Below are 18489 nucleotides of genomic sequence, written 5' to 3'. Positions count from 1 at the left end.
AACATCAGGATAATTTTGGTAATGTTGAGTGTATTTTATTGATATAATTTAGTTATGTTGGTTGTCGTACGTTAGCCCAACCTACGTTTAATAAATATGACTAAAAAAACTGATAAATTTGATAATTTAATTAGACTATTAGAAAAAGAGTTAAAACTAACAGGTACAGAAATTGCCGAAAATCTTTGGTTGGCAATGCGGCGTCAATATCCCTCTTCAGTTGATAAAAAAATACCCTCTAAAAATCAAATAACTACAGGTGAAAAAGTAAATACTACAATATCTTCTACAAGATCTTCTACTACACAATTTCAAGATAGTTTTTATCCGAAAATTCCTGAAAATAATTCCTACGCTGAAGTTACTCCTAAAACTAATTCTACTTCTTCTAATAAAAGTGATTTATCCATAAAAGCTCCTGATGTTTCTTCACTGCGTCACCCTTTGAAAATTGCTAGCGCTTTTCGTCCTCTAATGGAATATATTTCTTATGGTAAAGCAGTTTTATTAGATGAAAAAGCTACAGTTGAAAATATTGCTCAATTAGAAGGACTTTGTGTTCCTATTCTCAAATATCCTCTGGAACTTCAGTTTGATTTGGCTTTAGTGGTTGACCAAAGTGATTCTATGATTTTTTGGGATAAAAATATTCAAGAATTACAACAATTATTCAAACGTTATGGTATTTTTCGGAATGTAAAAACTTGGAGAATTTTGACAGACACAAAGGGAAAAATTTGCCTTAAACAAGGGATTAAACAAAATCCTTATTCTCATCATCTTTTTTATCCTCAAAAACTTATCGATCCTACTGGTCGTCGTTTGATTTTAGTAGTTAGTGATTGTGTTAGCAAGATTTGGCGTAATGGTCAGTTTTTTTCTCTCTTAAAAAATTGGGGAAAGTACAATATTGTGGCAATTATCCAAGTTTTACCTCGACGTTTGTGGTTAAGAACGGCTCTGAGTTTAGGGGCAATGGTACAATTGGATTGTTTACAGCCTAGGGTTCCTAATTCTAATTTATTGGTTAGGGAAGTTTTTTTTGGGAGTAATGATAATTTACAAACTGGAATCAAAGTTCCTGTATTTAGTTTGGAACCAGAACTAATAGAAACTTGGAGCGAAATGGTGGTAGGAAAAGGAATTATTGGTGCTGGTGGTTTTGTTTTTTCTTCTTTATTAAAACTAGACCAGAATCAAACAGTCTCAGACCAAGAAAGAGCAAATTTAACAGGTGAAAAACGGCTGTATAATTTTAAGATGAGTTCTTCAAAAACAGCACAAAAGTTAGCTGAGTATCTTTCTGCTGCACCAGTGATTAATTTACCTATTGTACGGTCAATTCAAAAGAATTTTCTGAGAGATTCTCAACAGGTTCATGTGGCTGAGGTATTTCTCGGTAATATTCTTAAACCTCAATCTTTGATTACTCCTGATATTGATTTTGATCAGGTTCAATATCAGTTTATTGATGAGGAAATTAGAGATATTTTGCTGAAGGATAGTCCGAGAAAGAATGCTCAGGAAATTATTACTATGATTTCTCAGGATTTTGCTAATAGACTGGGGAATAGTCCTCGAGAATTTTTGGCTTTATTGAAAAAACCTGATGAGTTGGAAAGGTTAAAAACTGAGAGGAATGTTTTAGATTTAGATGTTAAATATTTTGCTACGGTTGCAACTAAAGTTTTAAAAAGATTAGGAGGACCTTATGCTGATTTTGCTCGGGAAATAGAAAGGTCTCAAAATGAAATTTCTGAGAATGTTGAGGGGAAAAAACTTCCTAAGTTAGAAAATCAAGTTTTTGCTTATAAGGGGAAAAAACTTCCTAAAGAAAATCAAGTTTTTGCTTATAAAACGCCCACAGTTAACCGACGGGGGGAAGTGATCAACACAACAGCTTATATCGCTCCTTATTTCAGGGAATTTCTTGCGGATGGTATTAATTTGGAAATGGTGGCTATTCCTGGTGGTACTTTTACTATGGGTTCTCCTGAAAGTGAAAAAGGTAGTACGGATAGAGAACGCCCCCAACATAATGTGACTGTTTCTCCCTTTTTTATGGGGAAATATCCGGTTACTCAAGGACAGTGGAGAGCGATCGCTTCCCGAACCGACTTAAAAGTAGAGTTAGACCTAAACCCAGAGCCATCTACTTTTAAAGAACCATACCAAGGTATAGATAGATGGCAGAGACCAGTTGAAAACGTGAATTGCTACGAAGCTGTAGAATTTTGTCAAAGACTATCAAAACTAACAGGAAGGAATTATAGACTACCCAGTGAAGCAGAATGGGAATATGCTTGTCGAGCAGAGACAGAAGTTTTAGACCTAGGAAAGGGAGCAAGTTATCCACCTTTTAGCTGTGGAGAAACGATCACAGGAGAGCTAGCTAATTATGATGCGTCAGTGACTTATGCCGATGAACCAAAAGGAGAATATAGAGAGCAAACAACTCCTGTAGGTAAATTTTCAGCCAATGGTTTTGGGTTATATGATATGCACGGAAACGTAAGGGAGTGGTGTGGTGATGAATGGCATGAAAACTATAATGGTGCTCCTGTAGATGGAAGTGTTTGGCTAGATGGAAATAAAAACCGTTCACCCCTCCGCGGAGGTTCTTGGAGCAGCCGTCCTGATAAGTCCCTTTCTGCGTATTGCTCTGAGATCAATATGAGCTACAGCCGTTTCAACAATACTGGTTTTCGTGTATTGTGTTCTGTCAGGAAAACTTTTGTTGGGAGTTTAAAAAGAGAAGGGGTTTCATTTCCCTCCGACCTTGAGGTTTTTCACTATGAATATACAACGCCAACAGTTGACCGAGGAGGAAAAATTATTAAGCAAGATACTAAGTTTGCTCGATATTTTAGGGAAACTATTGCGCAACAGTTAGAACTAGAAATGGTAGCTATTCTTGGTGGTACTTTTACCATGGGTTCTCCTGAAAGTGAAAAACTTAACAGAGATACAGAACGCCCCCAGCATAATGTGACTGTTTCTCCCTTTTTTATGGGCAAATATCCGGTTACTCAAGGACAGTGGAGAGCGATCGCTTCTCGAACAGACTTAAAAGTAGAATTAGACCTAAACCCAGAGCCATCTTATTTCAAAAAACCATACCAAGGTATAGATAGATGGCAGAGACCAGTTGAGGCCGTGAGTTGGTACAAAGCTGTAGAATTTTGTAAAAGACTATCGAAATTAACAGGAAGGAATTATAGACTACCCAGTGAAGCGGAATGGGAATATGCTTGTCGAGCACAGAGAAAAGCTTTAGGCCTAGGAAAGGGAGAAAGTTATCCACCTTTTAGCTGTGGAGAAACGATCACAGGAGAGTTAGCTAATTATAATGCGTCAGTGACTTATGCGGATGAGCCAAAAGGAGAACATAGAAAGCAAACAACTCCTGTAGGTCAGTTTTCAGCCAATGGTTTTGGGTTATATGATATGCACGGAAACGTTTGGGAATGGTGTGGTGATGAATGGCATGATAATTATCGAAATGCTCCTATAGACGGCAGCACTTGGCTAAATGGAGACAAACAACGCTCACCGCTGCGGGGCGGTTCTTGGAACAACAGTCCTGATATTTGCCGTTCTGCGGTTCGCACCGACGGTCTTAGGCGCGACGTCCACATCATCAATTCTGGTTTTCGTCTTGTCTGCGATGGCGGGAGAACTCTCTAACCCTTTTCTCTTTTCCCCTTTTGCCCTTTACCCTGTGTTTCTTTACCCTTAGTTTCCACCTCTAGGCGTATCGATTTTTTATCTCATAATGTCACTTGTCTTATAATTGTGACAAATGACAAAAAGCTAAAGTAATCAAATGATAGAATTATCAACTATCAAAAAACCTATGGTTAAATCATCAAAACTTAGGCAACACTAACGTATCTAGAATGAACGGCCTAGATACAGTAAGAAATTCTTAAATCTTGATGTTTTCCCCCCAAAATTGATATTATTTATTAAAGAGATTGATTCTATAACTTAATATACTGCGTTAGTCCTACAAATATTACGTCCAAGTAATTAAAAGACTTCTTTAGGAGATAGAGGAAGCTACCCCTAACCACTTTAGAAACAATAATTGTTTCAAAATGTTATGATAGCTAATAGTTTTTATGAAAACTTGTATAGTGATGTTATTAAAAAAATATAAAAATTACTTATACTAATGAACATAAATCCAAAAGTATCAATAAATATAATTATTAAATTTAGGTACTTTTTTAGCTAAAAGCTATGTTTTTGAAAAATTAAAGTCTTTTTGAAGCTATTTAAACTCAATCTGAAAAATTAAAGAATAAATTTTGGAGCAGCTTTAGTTTTTATTTGCTTCCAATATAGTTTAATAATTAAACACAGGAGAGTCTGTTTTGGATAGCGCACCAGTTGCTAACTGCTTAGGTTTGTTAGCACTAATTTTCTATATTGCAACATTACTTCCCACAACTTTAAAAATTGTTTTTCCAGGAACAAAAAAAACAAGATTTCTTAAATTCTTATTCAAATATCGTCGTCAAATAGGCATAGTTACTTTTTTCTTTACTGTTGCTCATGCACGGTTACTAATTATCAAGAGATACTTTGATTTTTTTAATCTTCAAACATACTTGATATCATATACCGGAGTCGCCAGCTTCATTATTTTTGCACTACTAACAATAACCTCCAATAATTGGAGTATCAAAATAATGAAAAAGAATTGGAAGAAACTACATCAAATGACTTATTTAGCAATGTTTCTTTTACTCTGGCACGTCATAGACAAAATGCAGGGTCATTGGAGCTATATTACCCCATTAGCAATGTTAGGAATTACAAGCATAACAATTTTATTTATTATTAGAAAAATTCTAGAGTGGAGAAAAAAATGGGCAAAAACTAAAAGCAAAAACGAAACCACTATTGCATAATATAGATATAAATTCTAAATATTTACTATCTACATTACTTCCCTTCTTGTTAACAAAAAGCTACTTGCTAAAAAAAAAAATCATACAAATGCTGTAGCAATATCATTAAAGAAATCAATAAATAGTAAACAGTAATTTCAAGCTTTTCCAAAAGATAACAATGACTGAACTTAAACTTATACTAAACCAACCAAAGCTTTGGAAATATTCCATAATGATAGTAACAGCTATTAGTGGACTATGGTTGTGGCGATCGCTATCAATATTAACCGAATTGAAAGCAAAAACTCAAGCCTCCGTCACCCTTTCCGGACATAAAACACCAATTTATGCAGTTGCCATTAGTGCTGACGGAAAAACCTTAACAAGTAGCAGTCATGATGGTAAAATTAAGGTTTGGAACTTAACAAACGGTCAACTATTTCATACCATCAATGCCCATGCAGATGCCATTGAGTCCCTTGTTATCAGTCCCGATGGAAAATTTATTATCAGTGGTAGTTGGGATAACGACATTAAACTTTGGAATATTACAAATGGAAAATTTATCCAGACCCTTAAAAGTCATGCCGACGATGTGAAAGCCATAGCAATGAGTAAGGATGGTCAGACCCTGGCGAGTGGTAGTTATAATGGTGTCATTAAAATATGGAACCTCAAAACCGGTTCCCTTAAGATGAAAATTAAACAGCCATACCCTATAATTGCTCTAGCTTTTAGTCCTGATGGAGAGATACTTGCTAGTGGATGTAAGAAAGGAAACATCAAAACTTGGGAATTAAATACAGGTAAAGAACTCCACTCCTTTGCAGCACATACCAAGACAATTTGGGCGATCGCCTTTAGTCCTGACGGCAAAATTCTTGCTAGTGGCAGCCAAGACCAGAAAGTTAAGCTATGGGAGATAGAAAAAGGCCAACTTCACAGTACTTTAGAAAACCATGATCAAGCAGTTTTATCCGTCGACTTTAGTCCTGATAGCAAAATTGTTGCTGGTAGTAGTTATGACAGCAAAATTCATCTGTGGCAAGTAGAGACAGGAAAATTACTAGAAACATTTACAGGCCATTCTCAAGCAGTTTGGTCTTTAAAATTTACCCCAGATGGTCAAACCCTTGTGAGTGGTAGTACTGACAGGAACATTAAATTGTGGTGTTTATCTAACTTAAATACTCAACAGTTACAGAATACTACTTTTCGACCTGTCGTCAAGGAAGAAGCAGATAAAATCTTCATCTCAGAAATTATTGATACACAAAAATTAGAAGAGTTAAACCAAATATTATATCATCAAATTAATCAAAGCTGGCAACAGACTCCAACATGGTCTGAGAACTTAGTTTATCAGGCCACAGTTAATAATAATGGTGTCATCCTCAGTTTAGAACCCATAAATAGATCAGCAAGAGATTATTTTCAACAAACACCTTTACCAAAATTGCTCAATAGTTCTGATGCTCATGGGAGTCATCAAAAGTCTTTTGCACTATTCAAAACAGTAATGACACCAACAGGAGTACTTGAGGTGAGTCCTTGGAGAGGTTGGGAAAACTAAATAAGAACCTATATTGTAGAAGCTTTCTGGTATTTGCCCATCCCCATCCCATAATGATCGAGAGAACTATACAGGGCTTTCCGTTATTATCAGGCACAGCCACGGGAACAAGATGCCCGCACATACCGTACTCATACAGCCAAAATATGCTGTATTATTCAGAAGCCAAAGCATTTAATACAGTAATTTACCAAAAATAAAAGAACAAATATACCCAACTATCTCCGACCTAATTCGACCTTCCTTTTAACTGTAGGGACTTTACATAAAAAGTCCCTAGAAACTTCCTCTTTTGGGTAAGTATCCTACTCCTAAAAAATACTTTTAAAAAAGACTTTTTCAACAAACCCTAATTAAGCTTTGCCGAGCCAAAAGTCACATCAAATCTTTCGCACCAAACCACAACATTAGGGAAATCTTGCCAACTTATTCCCTCTGGAATATTATAAACTTGCTCCCCCGTAAAACTTTTTAAATCTCCCAAGGGTACATAATTCTCTCCCGTATAACTTTCCGGACGACTTTGTTTATGCAAAACTAATTTTACTGCCGGACCAACCATAGTAGAAAAATTTTCTCCTAACCGCACTTGAGTTTTACCTCCCACCCGAATAATTTCCGCCCTACCTTTTGTATTTTCTCCTCGAGTAACAGTTACAAATTTCCCCGAAGCCAAAACCTGATTTGCCTGTACCAAAGTCGGATAATTTGAGATAGAAGCAACAAGAACTTCAGGAGATTTTGATTGAGATTTTGAGTCTAAGCAAACTTGATTTTGCCAATCACAATTATATAAATATTTCTGTTGCCAACTCAGAGAAACCTTAAGTAAATCTCGACCTCCTGTAATTCCTTCCCCAAAAAATATCAAAACTACCAAACAGTTGAAAATTATATAAACTTGACGCCACTTGTAACTTTTATCTTTATATATTTTCCGGACAATAGCCAAAGAAAAAACCATTATTTTTTTCATTTATATTTTACCTTTTAGATATAACCTTCATATTATATTTAAAGAAGTATACAGGAAATTAATAGGATTTACCAACCCATATAAAATGACAATTTATCATAAACTTCCATTTTTACGAAGTAGGGAACTCACTTATAAGCCTAACCATAGAAATAACCAAATAAAAACATTTAATGATAACAATTAACAAAATTTTAAAGCATTAATCTTGTAAAAAAGGTTATCCTATTTCTGTTAATTACTTAATAACTGAAGTTTTACCTAAGTAGAGCATAAAATTTGTTGATAACTAGTATTATATACACCAGTCAAAGTCAATAACTGTTATTCCTACTATATATAAAAATACAGTTACTTTGAGGATTTATCTTCATAGTTTTTTTTTACATAAAAAGCCTCTATAATAGTTACAAATTATAGAATTTTTAGTCTGATTCAAAATATATTTATATATATTTAAAATATCCGTAAATTATGAATCAATAACTAACAAATAATAACTCATAAATAATACTTAATAACTCATAACTAACATGAAACCTTACCAAAAAATTAAAATTCAAGAATGTAACGAGCCCTTAGTTCCAATTCCCTTAGAATTATTTGCCATAGAATCACCTCATCCCTATCAAAAACTAGGTGCTCCCTATCATCTTTCTCAAACAAAATCACCTTATTTTTTACGTCAAAAAGTATTAGATAGCTTAATAACAGCTCAAACAAAATTACAACAAAATTATCCCAGTTGGCAAATCCAAATATTTGATGCTTATCGCCCTATTATCATACAAAAATTTATGGTAGATTATACTTTTACAGAAACAGTAAAAGCTCATGGTTTAACATTAGATAGTCCGTCTTTAACCGAAGTAAAACGCCAAGAAATTTTAGAGCTAGTTTATCAGTTTTGGGCAACTCCCAATTCAGATCCTAGGACACCACCACCTCATAGCACTGGTGCTGCTGTAGATGTCACCTTAGTTGATGCCAATGGCAAAATCATTAATATGGGCTCTCCCATTGATGAATTATCCCCTCGCTCCTATCCCAAACATTTTTTAGAGCTCCAGAATGAAGAAGCTCAAAAATATCATCAACATCGACAATTATTAGCAGAAGTCATGATATTTGGGGGGTTTCAACAGCATCCACAGGAATGGTGGCATTTTTCCCTAGGCGACCAAATGTGGGCTTGGTTAACTAATGATCAAGGTAAAGTTGTGGCCAGATATGGAAGAGTAGAGTAGTAGTTTTTTATAATGGTGCGTCAGTCCTAGTCTTTTCCACTGGTTTTATATTCAAAAAATTTGTATAGATAGAATGATGATCTAGGCGATCGCTACCTATCACCAAAAAAAGCGATCGCCTCAACTATCTCAAAGACTTTTTTTAATATTCAATTTATTTACTACTCAAGTCTATCCACAACGAAGCTGGATAGGGTTTCACATCCGATCCTACCTGAAAGTTTACCTGTGATAACTTATTTTAATAAATCCTTGTTGCCCGTGTTGATGTATAACTTCATACAAAAATTACAAAAGCTACGGGAAAGCTGGCCATAAAATACTTGAAAATAAATATCTTTTGAGAACTATGAAATTGCATATGACTAGATATCCATCTATCTATTGAACTAACTATAATCTAGTCTTTTATCACTTAAGATTTCAGTTATCATTTCTATTTTTTATAGATCAATATTAAATATTTTCCCAAAACTTATTTTTCCCAGGAGCTATTAATTTTTTCAGACAACTTAAATTGTTCAGCTATGGACATTGGTAAGTCTATATGATGGGCAAGTATTCCATGACCAATTCCCGTTATTATTCCTAAGATAGCTGGAAATGCTAAACTAACTAAGTTAAAGGTGCTCATACTTATTACCTTATTAATTAAATTATTAATATTTTATGAAATTATCTCAATTTATTGAGATTTATTCTGTAGCACAGTCTACATTAGTTATTTTTGTGACGGCTCTGCTGGAGTAACTTTGTTAAGATATTCCGCTTTAAAAGTCAAGGTCTTAGGTAAAACTCTTTTGAGCAATACAAATTTTAAATAGGGTTAGTTTACGAACAAAAAAATATACTGGTATGTTTGAGTAGTAGAGATATAATTACACATAATTCTAGGTATATAGTTAGTGGTGCCTAAGTCCTAAGCTTTTCTATTAGTTTGATATTTAAATAGAATAGGCGATCGCTCCTATTACCAAAAAAAAGCGATCGCCTATTCTATTTCAAAGACTTTTTGCAATATTCAAGTTATTTACTGCCCAAGTCCCTTACCCAAGTCGCTCCACAACGAACCCGGATGGGGTATGACATCTGATCGTGTTTGAATATTTATTTCCGATGAGTGGCTTAGATAAACCCGTGTTGCAGTGTAACTAACTATGAACATAGTAAAGGCTACAAAAAAGCTAGCGGTAACCCGGTCTAAAACAGATCTACTCTGATAATTCTCAAATTCCATGGAACTCAACCCTCCTGAATAGTGACAATATTATTATTTCACTTATTTCTGTATTCGTAAATACATATTTACAAAAATTAAATATTCTGTATAAAGATTTACTGAAAAAAAATATTACATAAATATTGTTCCAGGGAGCGACTAATTTGTAGAGACAATTCAATTGGTCATTTATGGATATTAGTAAGTCTGGGTGAAGGGAAAGTATACCATACCAAATCCTGTTATTAGTCTTAAGGTAAGCATTCAGCCCTTCAGAGTCAGCCATCAGCTAGAAGGAAAAGAAACATTAATAACCCAAGAAGAAGAATTTAAAGCCCGGCAGGAAAAAGATGATTAGTTCAGCTTAGTAACTTATTACTTAGTAACTTATTACTTTCATACATCTTTTATCCCAACACGACTAGGAAGAGAGCTTGAGCTAACTAAATACAGTGCTGAATACTTATGCCCTAAGATTGTTTAAAACTAATTAAACTATATTATTAACCTACACTAAAAGTTTTCATTTGTCAAACAAAATTATAAAAATATGATTATATTATCTCAAACTATCTTGATTGATTATGTAACAAAACCTACTAAAAAACTGAATAAGAAAGTGTTATCAATTTAGTAAAAACCTGACTTAAATTGAAGTTTAATCAAGAATAGCATTGTTGTTTTCAGCCTTAGCACGACAGCAAATGTCAAGTATGTGAGGTACGAATGTTAACATTAAAAAACCTAAAAACCATCTTTTTTAGCATTTATATTTGCTCAACAATACTCTTAAAACAAAACTCTGTAAATGCCAGCCCCATCTCCCCAGAAAAATTTTCCACCTTTAGAGAATGGTGTTTAAATCAAAGCAATATTTCTCCCAGTGCCCAATACACAATTAAAATTATTTTGCAAAAAGTAAAAACTCAAAATTGTATTGAAGCAGAAGAAAAACTTTCCCAACTCTCCTATTTTTCCCTAAATAATAATCAGATTAGAAATATTCTCCCAATATCTACCCTCAAAAATATCACTCAACTATCTCTGAATAACAATGAAATTTCAGAACTCTTCCCCCTCTCTAAACTCCAAAAACTAACTCATTTATATTTAGATAATAATAGAATCATAAATATTGCTGACCTATCTCAATTAACCAACCTAACTCACCTTAGTATCAACGATAATAAAATCAAAAATTTATCCTCCTTATCCAACTTAGGCAAACTAACTCATCTCAACCTAATTTTTAATCAAATAGAAGATATATCTTCCCTATCCAACCTAACTCAATTAACTCGACTAAATCTTGGAGTAAACCACATCAAAAACATCAAACCTTTAAGAAATCTAACCAACTTAACCCACCTATATCTTAATGATAATAATATCAAGGAACTTTCCCCACTCTCGAGCCTAACAAACCTCACAAACCTATATCTATATCGAAATCAAATAAGCCATATTTCATCTCTTTCTAATCTTACCAACCTAACTTACCTTAGCCTCAGCGATAACTACATCAAAGAAATCTCAAACCTCTCTAATTTAAATCACCTCAAATCTCTTCTCCTAGTTTTCAATCAAATTACAAAAGTAGATTCTTTATCAACCTTAAACGACCTTACCTTATTAGACTTAAGTCGCAACAAAATAACAGATATTAGCTCCTTATCAACTCTAGCAAAATTAAAATCTCTACATCTGCGAAATAACCCACTTACTCAAAAAACCTGTCCTATACAACCAGAATCAATTTGTCGTTTCTAGCAACCTTATTAAATTAATCTTGTGTATCTACTTATGCCATTAAAAATATTAAAAAATATAATTCAAAGCCCTTTATTCTCCCTATTAATTTTTTTGTCACCCAGAATTTTTCGTCCAGAATAAGTTTTAGATATTAGCCACATCAAAAAGCCACAATACTTAACTGAATCATCAGAAAGCAAAACCTGAAAATCCCCCTCCCAAAACCATCAATATTAAATACTCTAGCCATCTTAATATCAACTTAGTAATTCACCCTATAAACTTAGTCTGAACTCAGATACTTAACAAGATAATTAGCTATTTTTTCACTAGCACCAGGCTTCCCCATCCTTTCTAAACCATTATTAATGCAACTTTGTAAATACTCTTCATCTGCCAAAATTTCTTTAACTTTTCTAGCTGCTTCTTGGAGAATAAAACTATTAGCCATTCTTTTACCAATAACCTGTACAGAAGAACCTAAAAGTCTAGTTTGAGCTTCCGCAAAACGATAGGTAAATGAAGGACCTTCACCAGGAATAGTAATTACAGGTTTGCCTAAACCCACAGCTTGTTCTATTGCAGTTCCAGCCATACCAATTACCAAACTTGAATGTTGTAAAATATCTGCAAAAGCATCCTCATAACAAATTACTTCTATTGTATATTCCTGAGTAAAAAATGTTAGCTTACTTCCTTGACATTCCCAACCTTCAGAAATAGCGATCGCCTCTAATTCAAACATTAAAATAGGAACAATTGCAGCTCGAAACTGACAAACATTTACTCCCATAACTTTGACAATTTCTCTAACCAGTTTCAACAGCAAACATAAATTTTTACCAGCTTCCGGCAACCGAGAACCAGGCAAAATAGCAATAGTAAACAATTCCGTTTTAAGCCGTAAATTTTTTCCAGTTGAAATTAAATTATCCATCACTGGAGTACCAACAAATTCTGTTTTTGTAACTCCTTGTCTTTTTAAATCTTTAGCCGTCAAAGCATCCCTAGCAAAAACCTTTAAACATCGAGAATTATGAAGTAACTTTGGCAATATTAAACCCAAATTAATCCGACCTTCATAATAACTAGAATCAGCCGAAAGAAATATCATATAAGGAAGCCTTGTCGAATAAGCCATAGCTGCCACTACAATATCTCCAGTAGCCATAATTAAATCACAGTTTTTCGCAAATGTCCAAATAGTTTGTAACTTCTGCCAAGTTAAACTAATTAAACCTTTTCCCAAATCTTCAAATAATAATAAAGGACTGAGATATAAAAATCCTCCTGATGGCATATTTACTCGAGGACCAATAATTGGTATATTCAAATTTTCATAACTATTACCAACACCAACAATAGGTAAAGCTGATATATTTGTATCTGGAGAAATTTTTGTAAAAGCTTTAATAATTTGACAATTATGGGCATCTTCTCCATGACCATTACTTAAAAAAAGTATATTTTTTGTTTTCATACGAATAGAGAATAGGAAAGATTAGGAGTAGGATTAATTATCCATGTTTTTACGAAAAATTAGTGGTAGTTTCATCACCTTGTAATTTGGATTTTTTAGGGATGAATTTAATCCTTTAGTTATAAATATCTCATTCAATAACTAGATTAAATGTAGGGTATTTGCCTCACTCCTGTGATACAATAATTTAAATAGGAAAAAGTAGAAGAGGCAGTTGCGGACTCAATACTTATTTAGGGTCTGAGGAAAGTCCGGGCTCCCAAAAGACCAAGCCTGCTGGATAACGCCCAGTGCGAGTGATCGTGAGGATAGTGCCACAGAAAAATACCGCCAAAGTAGATTAATTATTATTGTTTAGTCACTTCAGGTAAGGGTGCAAAGGTGCGGTAAGAGCGCACCAGCAGTGTCGTGAGATACTGGCTCGGTAAACCCCGGCGGGGAGCAAGGTCGAAGGAACAATGGTTGGTCTTTTTCCGGTTCCATTGCATTATAGATTTATTTGTAATGTTTGGTGTACCGCAAGAGGTGTCTGGTAACAGGCATCCCAGATAGATAACTGCCCTCAAAGCTTGTTTGAGTTGAGAGAACAGAACCCGGCTTACTTCCTACTTTTTCCTTATTTTTTGATGCTTAATAATTAATTACTACAAAATAATGAAAAAATATATGAATATTTAACAGGTTAAACACTATCAAGAGAAAAAATAAAACGTCAATTTAAATTTTTCATACTAAATGCTTTTTTAGTTATTCCTAATCTCTTAACACCTGCAAAAATATGACTTGCTTTATAACATTAAGAAAATTTCAATAAAGCTCAAAATGAAAAATATCATAATCTAATTTAATCTAATTAATGAAAGCTGAAAAATAAGTTAAAATCATATTTTTTTGAGCATTTCCCAAGTAGTTGATACTTGTTGGTGATGGAATAAATTTATGATATACACATAATCATTTAATCGGTGAGTGTTCTAGTATTTACTATGAATTATTACATCAGTCCTACCTCGAAAATAAAAAATTGGGGCTGCTTTAAAGCAAGATATAGGAAGCAGAAGGAACAGGAGTTGGAGATATTTTTAAGAAGTTCAGTTATTAGACATAATATTTAGGACTGCTATAGTTATAAACATCAAAATTAAACAATGCAAACAGTTGAAAAATTAACTACAGAAACTCTAGAAAAACCTCTAATTATTGCCGGTAAAAAGTTTACCTCTCGTCTGATGACAGGCACAGGCAAGTATCCGACTATTGAGACAATGCAGCAAAGTATAGAGGCTAGTAAATGTGAAATTATCACTGTAGCAGTACGACGAGTACAAACTCAAGCTCCTGGCCATAAAGGGTTAGCAGAAGCTATAGACTGGCAAAAAGTCTGGATGTTGCCTAATACTGCTGGTTGTCAAACTGCTGAAGATGCAGTAAGAGTAGCCAGGTTGGGTAGAGAAATGGCAAAGTTGTTAGGCCAAGAAGATAATAATTTTGTCAAACTAGAAGTTATTCCTGACTCTAAATATTTACTGCCAGACCCTATCGGAACTCTACAAGCCGCAGAACAGTTAATTAAAGAAGGTTTTGCTGTATTACCTTATATTAATGCTGACCCACTTCTAGCTAAAAGACTTGAGGAGGCTGGTTGTTCTACAGTTATGCCTTTGGGTTCACCCATAGGCTCAGGCCAGGGAATACAAAATGCAGCCAATATTTCCATAATTATTGACAATTCTACTGTTCCTGTGGTAATAGATGCCGGTATCGGAACTCCCAGTGAAGCAACTCAAGCAATGGAAATGGGAGCTGATGCTTTACTAATTAATTCAGCGATCGCTTTAGCCAAAAATCCGCCCATCATGGCAAAAGCTATGGGAATGGCCACAGAATCAGGACGTTTAGCTTATCTAGCTGGCAGAATACCGAAAAAAAGTTATGCTACTCCTTCTTCTCCTGTAACTGGAAAGATTAATACAACTACTTCAGAATAATAATTTCTTATATTCTCATATTCTCCGAATTTCTGTTAGGCTAAGTAATAGTTAAGAAATAATAAAGAAATAGGGACTTTGGGTTATGCCATATACAACAGAAGAAGGTGGACGTTTAAATAATTTTGCTCAAGAGCCAAAAGTTTATCAAGCAGAAGCTCCAGATCAAAACCAACAAAAGCTTTATCTAATCTTAGGAGCTTTAGGAACTTTCTTAATAGTTAGTTTAGTGTTTGTGGCTTTTTCTGTATCAGCTTAGATTTTTTCTATAAATAACACAAAATATTAAAAGTATCTCTAATCCCTACTTTTCTATTGATAGTAGGGATCATGCTTAAGGTTCTTAGAAATTAAGATATAGCAGGGATGTTGTTCGCGATGTATATAATATTTAGCGGGCAGGATGCCTATAATACAAAAGTTTGACTATTCCACGTTGTAAATTTTATCTGCGATATGTTTTCCTAGAATGATTAAAAATATTGCTGAAGTTTGCTTATTAATTAATAACTAAAGTCTTGATCAAAGTCTTTTATTATTTTTAGGAATCGTTTATAACTGAAACTGAACTAGGTTCTTGAATTTTCGGGGGTCTAGTTTTTGTTTAATAGCGAATACTCTAATAATCAACTTTACGATAGAAAAAAACAACCTTTAATATAGTAATTTTAAATTTTTTCAATTAAAAAGGCAAGGGATATTTATATTTAATATTTATTGTTTATTATATTTTACAAAAGTAATCTGATTTGATTTATGAGGTGTAGATTTGCCGAACAAAATAAAACATTAATTTGATACTTCAATAACTATTAAACTCCTCTTGAAATTACTGCTACTGTACTTCATCAACTACCGAATGTCCTAGAAGTATGATTAGGTAATGTAAAAAAAACTCTGATTTATTATGAAATTTCTGATTCTGGGTAGTTAGAGTAGAAGATGGTATAAAATAATTGACTATAACTAAATAACTTAGTTAAAATTAAGATAATACTTAACTTTTTATCATAAAATCAAGTCAACATTATTTAAATTTACCTATCCCCTTAAGAAAACTGTGATAGACATTCATGCCCCAACAATTTCTAGATTGAATCGGCAAATCTATCAACGCTTAAAACAAGCTCTATCCTTAAATCTACGTCGCCAAATTTTTATAGCTGTATGTGATCACCAACAGCTAAAAATTAGCTTAGTTGAAAAGTTAGAAGCCGACCTAACAAATACTATTGATGACAGGGAAGAACAATCAAAAAACAAAATAAATAACAATCAAAATATATTATTTGTTACTCTAAATTTAAACCTAAGTAATCCTAATCCAGTAACTCAGATTAATCAATGGTTTGCACTTAATCCTGAATTTAAAAAAATAGAAGAATATCAAATCTTGGGATTTCAAATTATTGGAGTAGAGAACTTAACCAAACAACCTTCAGCAGTTCAATGGTCATTTATTAGCAATCTCAAAAAAATCGAAAAAAATTTATCCAAATTAGAATCTAGTATCTTACTTTGGGTGACTAAACCTTGGCTAAATACTATCAAACAGTCAGCACCAGAATTTTGGAATTGGCACACAGGTATATTTGAATTTGAGGGAGAACCTACCCCAGTAACTCCTAGACAAAAAAAATCATTATTTTCAAACAAGGTAAAACCTCAATCTTTCTTGCCATCAATAACTAGCCAACCTTCCATAAACATAGCAAGGCCATTGATGGCACTCGAACAAAAATCTTACGAATCAAAAAATTCTCAAGGTTATTTTCTTTCCCCGGCTATAGAAAAACTGTCAGAGTTAACTATTAACTTAAGTCCACACAAAAAAAATCTTCCACAGCCAGAATTAGAATTAGTTGAACTAGCAAGTTTAGTATGGGCAGAAATTTCGAGAAAGTCTCAAGAGGTAAAAACATCCCTGAAAAAGCAACAGTTTCAAATCCTTAAAGAAATTCAGGAGTTGAAAACTAATCAATATCCATCTCCAGAGTTAGTTATAGCTTATCAAACATTGGGGGATTTTTATCGCGATCTCATTTTAGCCGGGGAAGTCTCAGAGCAAAGTCTAATTATTGCCATTCGTGCTTATGAGATGGTTATTGAGTTGACATCTGAAGATACAGAAAATGTGAGTCAGTTTTCTAGATACCAAATTCCTATTCAAGACATTTTTAATGACCTTGGTACTTTATACTGGATGTTATCTCGTCAAATCAAGTCTAGCAAGTCTGATTTATTAGTTTATTTGGAGCGAAGTATCGTTCTTTATCAAGTGGCTATGGGGGAAATTAATTCGTTTCAAAAATACACTTATGCTAGATTACAAAAAAACTTAGGTTTAGCTTACGCTGATTTAGCTACTTATCAGCAACCACAACAGAATTGGGAAAGAGCCCTGAGAGCTTATCAGGAAGCTATCTTTTATCTAGATAAAGTAGCTGCTCCTAGAGATTATGCTTCTACTCTCAATAATTTAGGAGCAGCTTATTGGAACTTGGCTCAATATACTCAAGATATTGAGCATTTACAAGGAGCAATTTCTACTTATGAGGAAGCTATAGATTACTTTACGCCAGAAATTGAACCAATTAACTATGCAATGATTCAAAATAATTTAGGTATAGCTTATTGGAACTTAGCTCAATTTCAGACAGAAGTATCAGAGAATCTAATTCTCAAAGCTATTGATGCCTATTTACTCGCATTGAAGTATCGTACTCGAGAAGCTTTTCCTCTTGCTTATGCTGCGACACAAAATAACTTAGGTACTGCCTATTGGCATCTGGCTAACCAATTTGAGGAAAATCAAATTCGCGCTCAAATTTTCCATGAAGCGATCGCTGCTTATTCTCAAGCTGTAAGTATCGCTCAACATTTTTCTCCTTCTCAACTTACTTTCGACCTATTGGCCACTCATCATAATATTGGACTTGCCTACTATCAAATAGCAACAATTAGCAATACCACATTAGACAAAAAAAGTCAAATCAGTAATTTAGAAGCAGCTTTAGATCATCACTTACTAGGTTATGGTGATCAACCCCAGACTAATGTTAACAAAATGCAAGAAGAACAAGTTAGTGTAAATTATATTCTCAGAATTATTCGTACCTTCTACAATAAGTATGGAATACAAGGGCAAAATTTAGCTCTTTCTAAAATCCCAAGTAATTTATTACCTAAAATTTTAGTGATGTTGTCATCGCACTCGCCCTAGAATTACCATAATAAAACTCTTATTCCTGTTAAAAATTCCATCCATAAAATAGGATAATTTTTTTCAACTAGGACTGAATAAAACTGAATGTGAGTCAACTATTTTTATGATGATTAAATAAGCTAAGTAT

Annotated in this window: 11 protein-coding genes and 1 other RNA gene; 9 read left to right on the top strand and 3 right to left on the bottom strand. The window is 33.7% G+C overall.

The annotated features are described in order from the left end of the window. The first annotated feature begins 96 nt into the window (after positions 1-96). The 3 genes from TERY_RS36760 to TERY_RS10570 all read left to right on the top strand — a co-directional run bounded on the left by TERY_RS36760 (position 97) and on the right by TERY_RS10570 (position 6474). Positions 97-3687 carry an SAV_2336 N-terminal domain-related protein gene (locus TERY_RS36760; RefSeq protein WP_011611826.1) on the top strand — a complete coding sequence of 1197 codons (3591 nt, stop codon included), beginning with the start codon at positions 97-99 and terminating at the stop codon, positions 3685-3687. 692 nt (positions 3688-4379) lie between these two features. Next, positions 4380-4919: a ferric reductase-like transmembrane domain-containing protein gene (locus TERY_RS10575; RefSeq protein WP_011611825.1), complete on the top strand. Its 540-nt coding sequence runs from the start codon at positions 4380-4382 to the stop codon at positions 4917-4919. A gap of 214 nt (positions 4920-5133) precedes the next feature. Next, complete coding sequence (locus tag TERY_RS10570) at positions 5134-6474, top strand: WD40 repeat domain-containing protein (protein ID WP_052845777.1); 1341 nt, start codon at positions 5134-5136, stop codon at positions 6472-6474. Positions 6475-6823: 349 nt separating this feature from the next. On the opposite strand, the gene TERY_RS25175 is transcribed toward TERY_RS10570, so the two are convergent. Beyond that, entirely contained in the window at positions 6824-7450 is a 627-nt protein-coding gene (locus TERY_RS25175) for a DM13 domain-containing protein (RefSeq protein ID WP_011611823.1), read from the bottom strand. A gap of 533 nt (positions 7451-7983) precedes the next feature. On the opposite strand from TERY_RS25175, the gene TERY_RS10560 reads away from it, so the two are divergent. Further along, positions 7984-8697: a M15 family metallopeptidase gene (locus TERY_RS10560; RefSeq protein ID WP_011611822.1), complete on the top strand. Its 714-nt coding sequence runs from the start codon at positions 7984-7986 to the stop codon at positions 8695-8697. 475 nt (positions 8698-9172) lie between these two features. Here the strand turns inward: TERY_RS10560 and TERY_RS34970 are convergent, their stop codons facing one another. Further along, positions 9173-9331: a hypothetical protein gene (locus tag TERY_RS34970; protein WP_196797271.1), complete on the bottom strand. Its 159-nt coding sequence runs from the start codon at positions 9329-9331 to the stop codon at positions 9173-9175. A gap of 1311 nt (positions 9332-10642) precedes the next feature. On the opposite strand from TERY_RS34970, the gene TERY_RS10555 reads away from it, so the two are divergent. Continuing rightward, the gene (locus TERY_RS10555) at positions 10643-11686 is read left to right on the top strand and encodes a leucine-rich repeat domain-containing protein (protein WP_011611821.1); all 1044 of its coding nucleotides are present in this window, start codon (positions 10643-10645) and stop codon (positions 11684-11686) included. 265 nt (positions 11687-11951) lie between these two features. Here TERY_RS10555 and TERY_RS10550 read toward each other — a convergent pair whose 3' ends face one another. Beyond that, positions 11952-13148: a lipid-A-disaccharide synthase-related protein gene (locus tag TERY_RS10550; RefSeq protein ID WP_011611820.1), complete on the bottom strand. Its 1197-nt coding sequence runs from the start codon at positions 13146-13148 to the stop codon at positions 11952-11954. A gap of 197 nt (positions 13149-13345) precedes the next feature. Here TERY_RS10550 and rnpB point away from each other — a divergent pair. The 4 genes from rnpB to TERY_RS10540 all read left to right on the top strand — a co-directional run bounded on the left by rnpB (position 13346) and on the right by TERY_RS10540 (position 18359). Beyond that, positions 13346-13765: RNase P RNA component class A (gene rnpB / locus TERY_RS26090), an RNA gene on the top strand. A gap of 531 nt (positions 13766-14296) precedes the next feature. Beyond that, positions 14297-15136 carry a thiazole synthase gene (locus TERY_RS10545; protein ID WP_011611819.1) on the top strand — a complete coding sequence of 280 codons (840 nt, stop codon included), beginning with the start codon at positions 14297-14299 and terminating at the stop codon, positions 15134-15136. An 85-nt stretch (positions 15137-15221) separates the two neighbouring features. Beyond that, complete coding sequence (psb34, locus tag TERY_RS32880; protein ID WP_011611818.1) at positions 15222-15395, top strand: photosystem II assembly protein Psb34; 174 nt, start codon at positions 15222-15224, stop codon at positions 15393-15395. An 801-nt stretch (positions 15396-16196) separates the two neighbouring features. After that, a complete protein-coding gene (locus tag TERY_RS10540) occupies positions 16197-18359 on the top strand; it encodes a tetratricopeptide repeat protein (protein WP_011611817.1) in 2163 nt (720 codons plus the stop codon). Positions 18360-18489: the final 130 nt, after the last annotated feature.

It is taken from the genome of Trichodesmium erythraeum IMS101 (assembly GCF_000014265.1).
Taxonomy (GTDB): domain Bacteria; phylum Cyanobacteriota; class Cyanobacteriia; order Cyanobacteriales; family Microcoleaceae; genus Trichodesmium; species Trichodesmium erythraeum.
The sequence above is the reverse complement of the archived record's forward strand: the minus strand, read 5'-3'. Positions and strand labels throughout refer to the sequence as shown.

Bases quoted from the DNA above. Each gene is read 5' to 3' on its own strand.
- TERY_RS36760 (WP_011611826.1), top strand. From the start codon at position 97: ATGACTAAAAAAACTGATAAATTTGATAATTTAATTAGACTATTAGAA.
- TERY_RS10570 (WP_052845777.1), top strand. From the start codon at position 5,134: ATGATAGTAACAGCTATTAGTGGACTATGGTTGTGGCGATCGCTATCA.
- TERY_RS25175 (WP_011611823.1), bottom strand. From the start codon at position 7,450: ATGAAAAAAATAATGGTTTTTTCTTTGGCTATTGTCCGGAAAATATAT.
- TERY_RS10560 (WP_011611822.1), top strand. From the start codon at position 7,984: ATGAAACCTTACCAAAAAATTAAAATTCAAGAATGTAACGAGCCCTTA.
- TERY_RS34970 (WP_196797271.1), bottom strand. From the start codon at position 9,331: ATGAGCACCTTTAACTTAGTTAGTTTAGCATTTCCAGCTATCTTAGGA.
- TERY_RS10555 (WP_011611821.1), top strand. From the start codon at position 10,643: ATGTTAACATTAAAAAACCTAAAAACCATCTTTTTTAGCATTTATATT.
- TERY_RS10550 (WP_011611820.1), bottom strand. From the start codon at position 13,148: ATGAAAACAAAAAATATACTTTTTTTAAGTAATGGTCATGGAGAAGAT.
- TERY_RS10545 (WP_011611819.1), top strand. From the start codon at position 14,297: ATGCAAACAGTTGAAAAATTAACTACAGAAACTCTAGAAAAACCTCTA.
- psb34 (WP_011611818.1), top strand. From the start codon at position 15,222: ATGCCATATACAACAGAAGAAGGTGGACGTTTAAATAATTTTGCTCAA.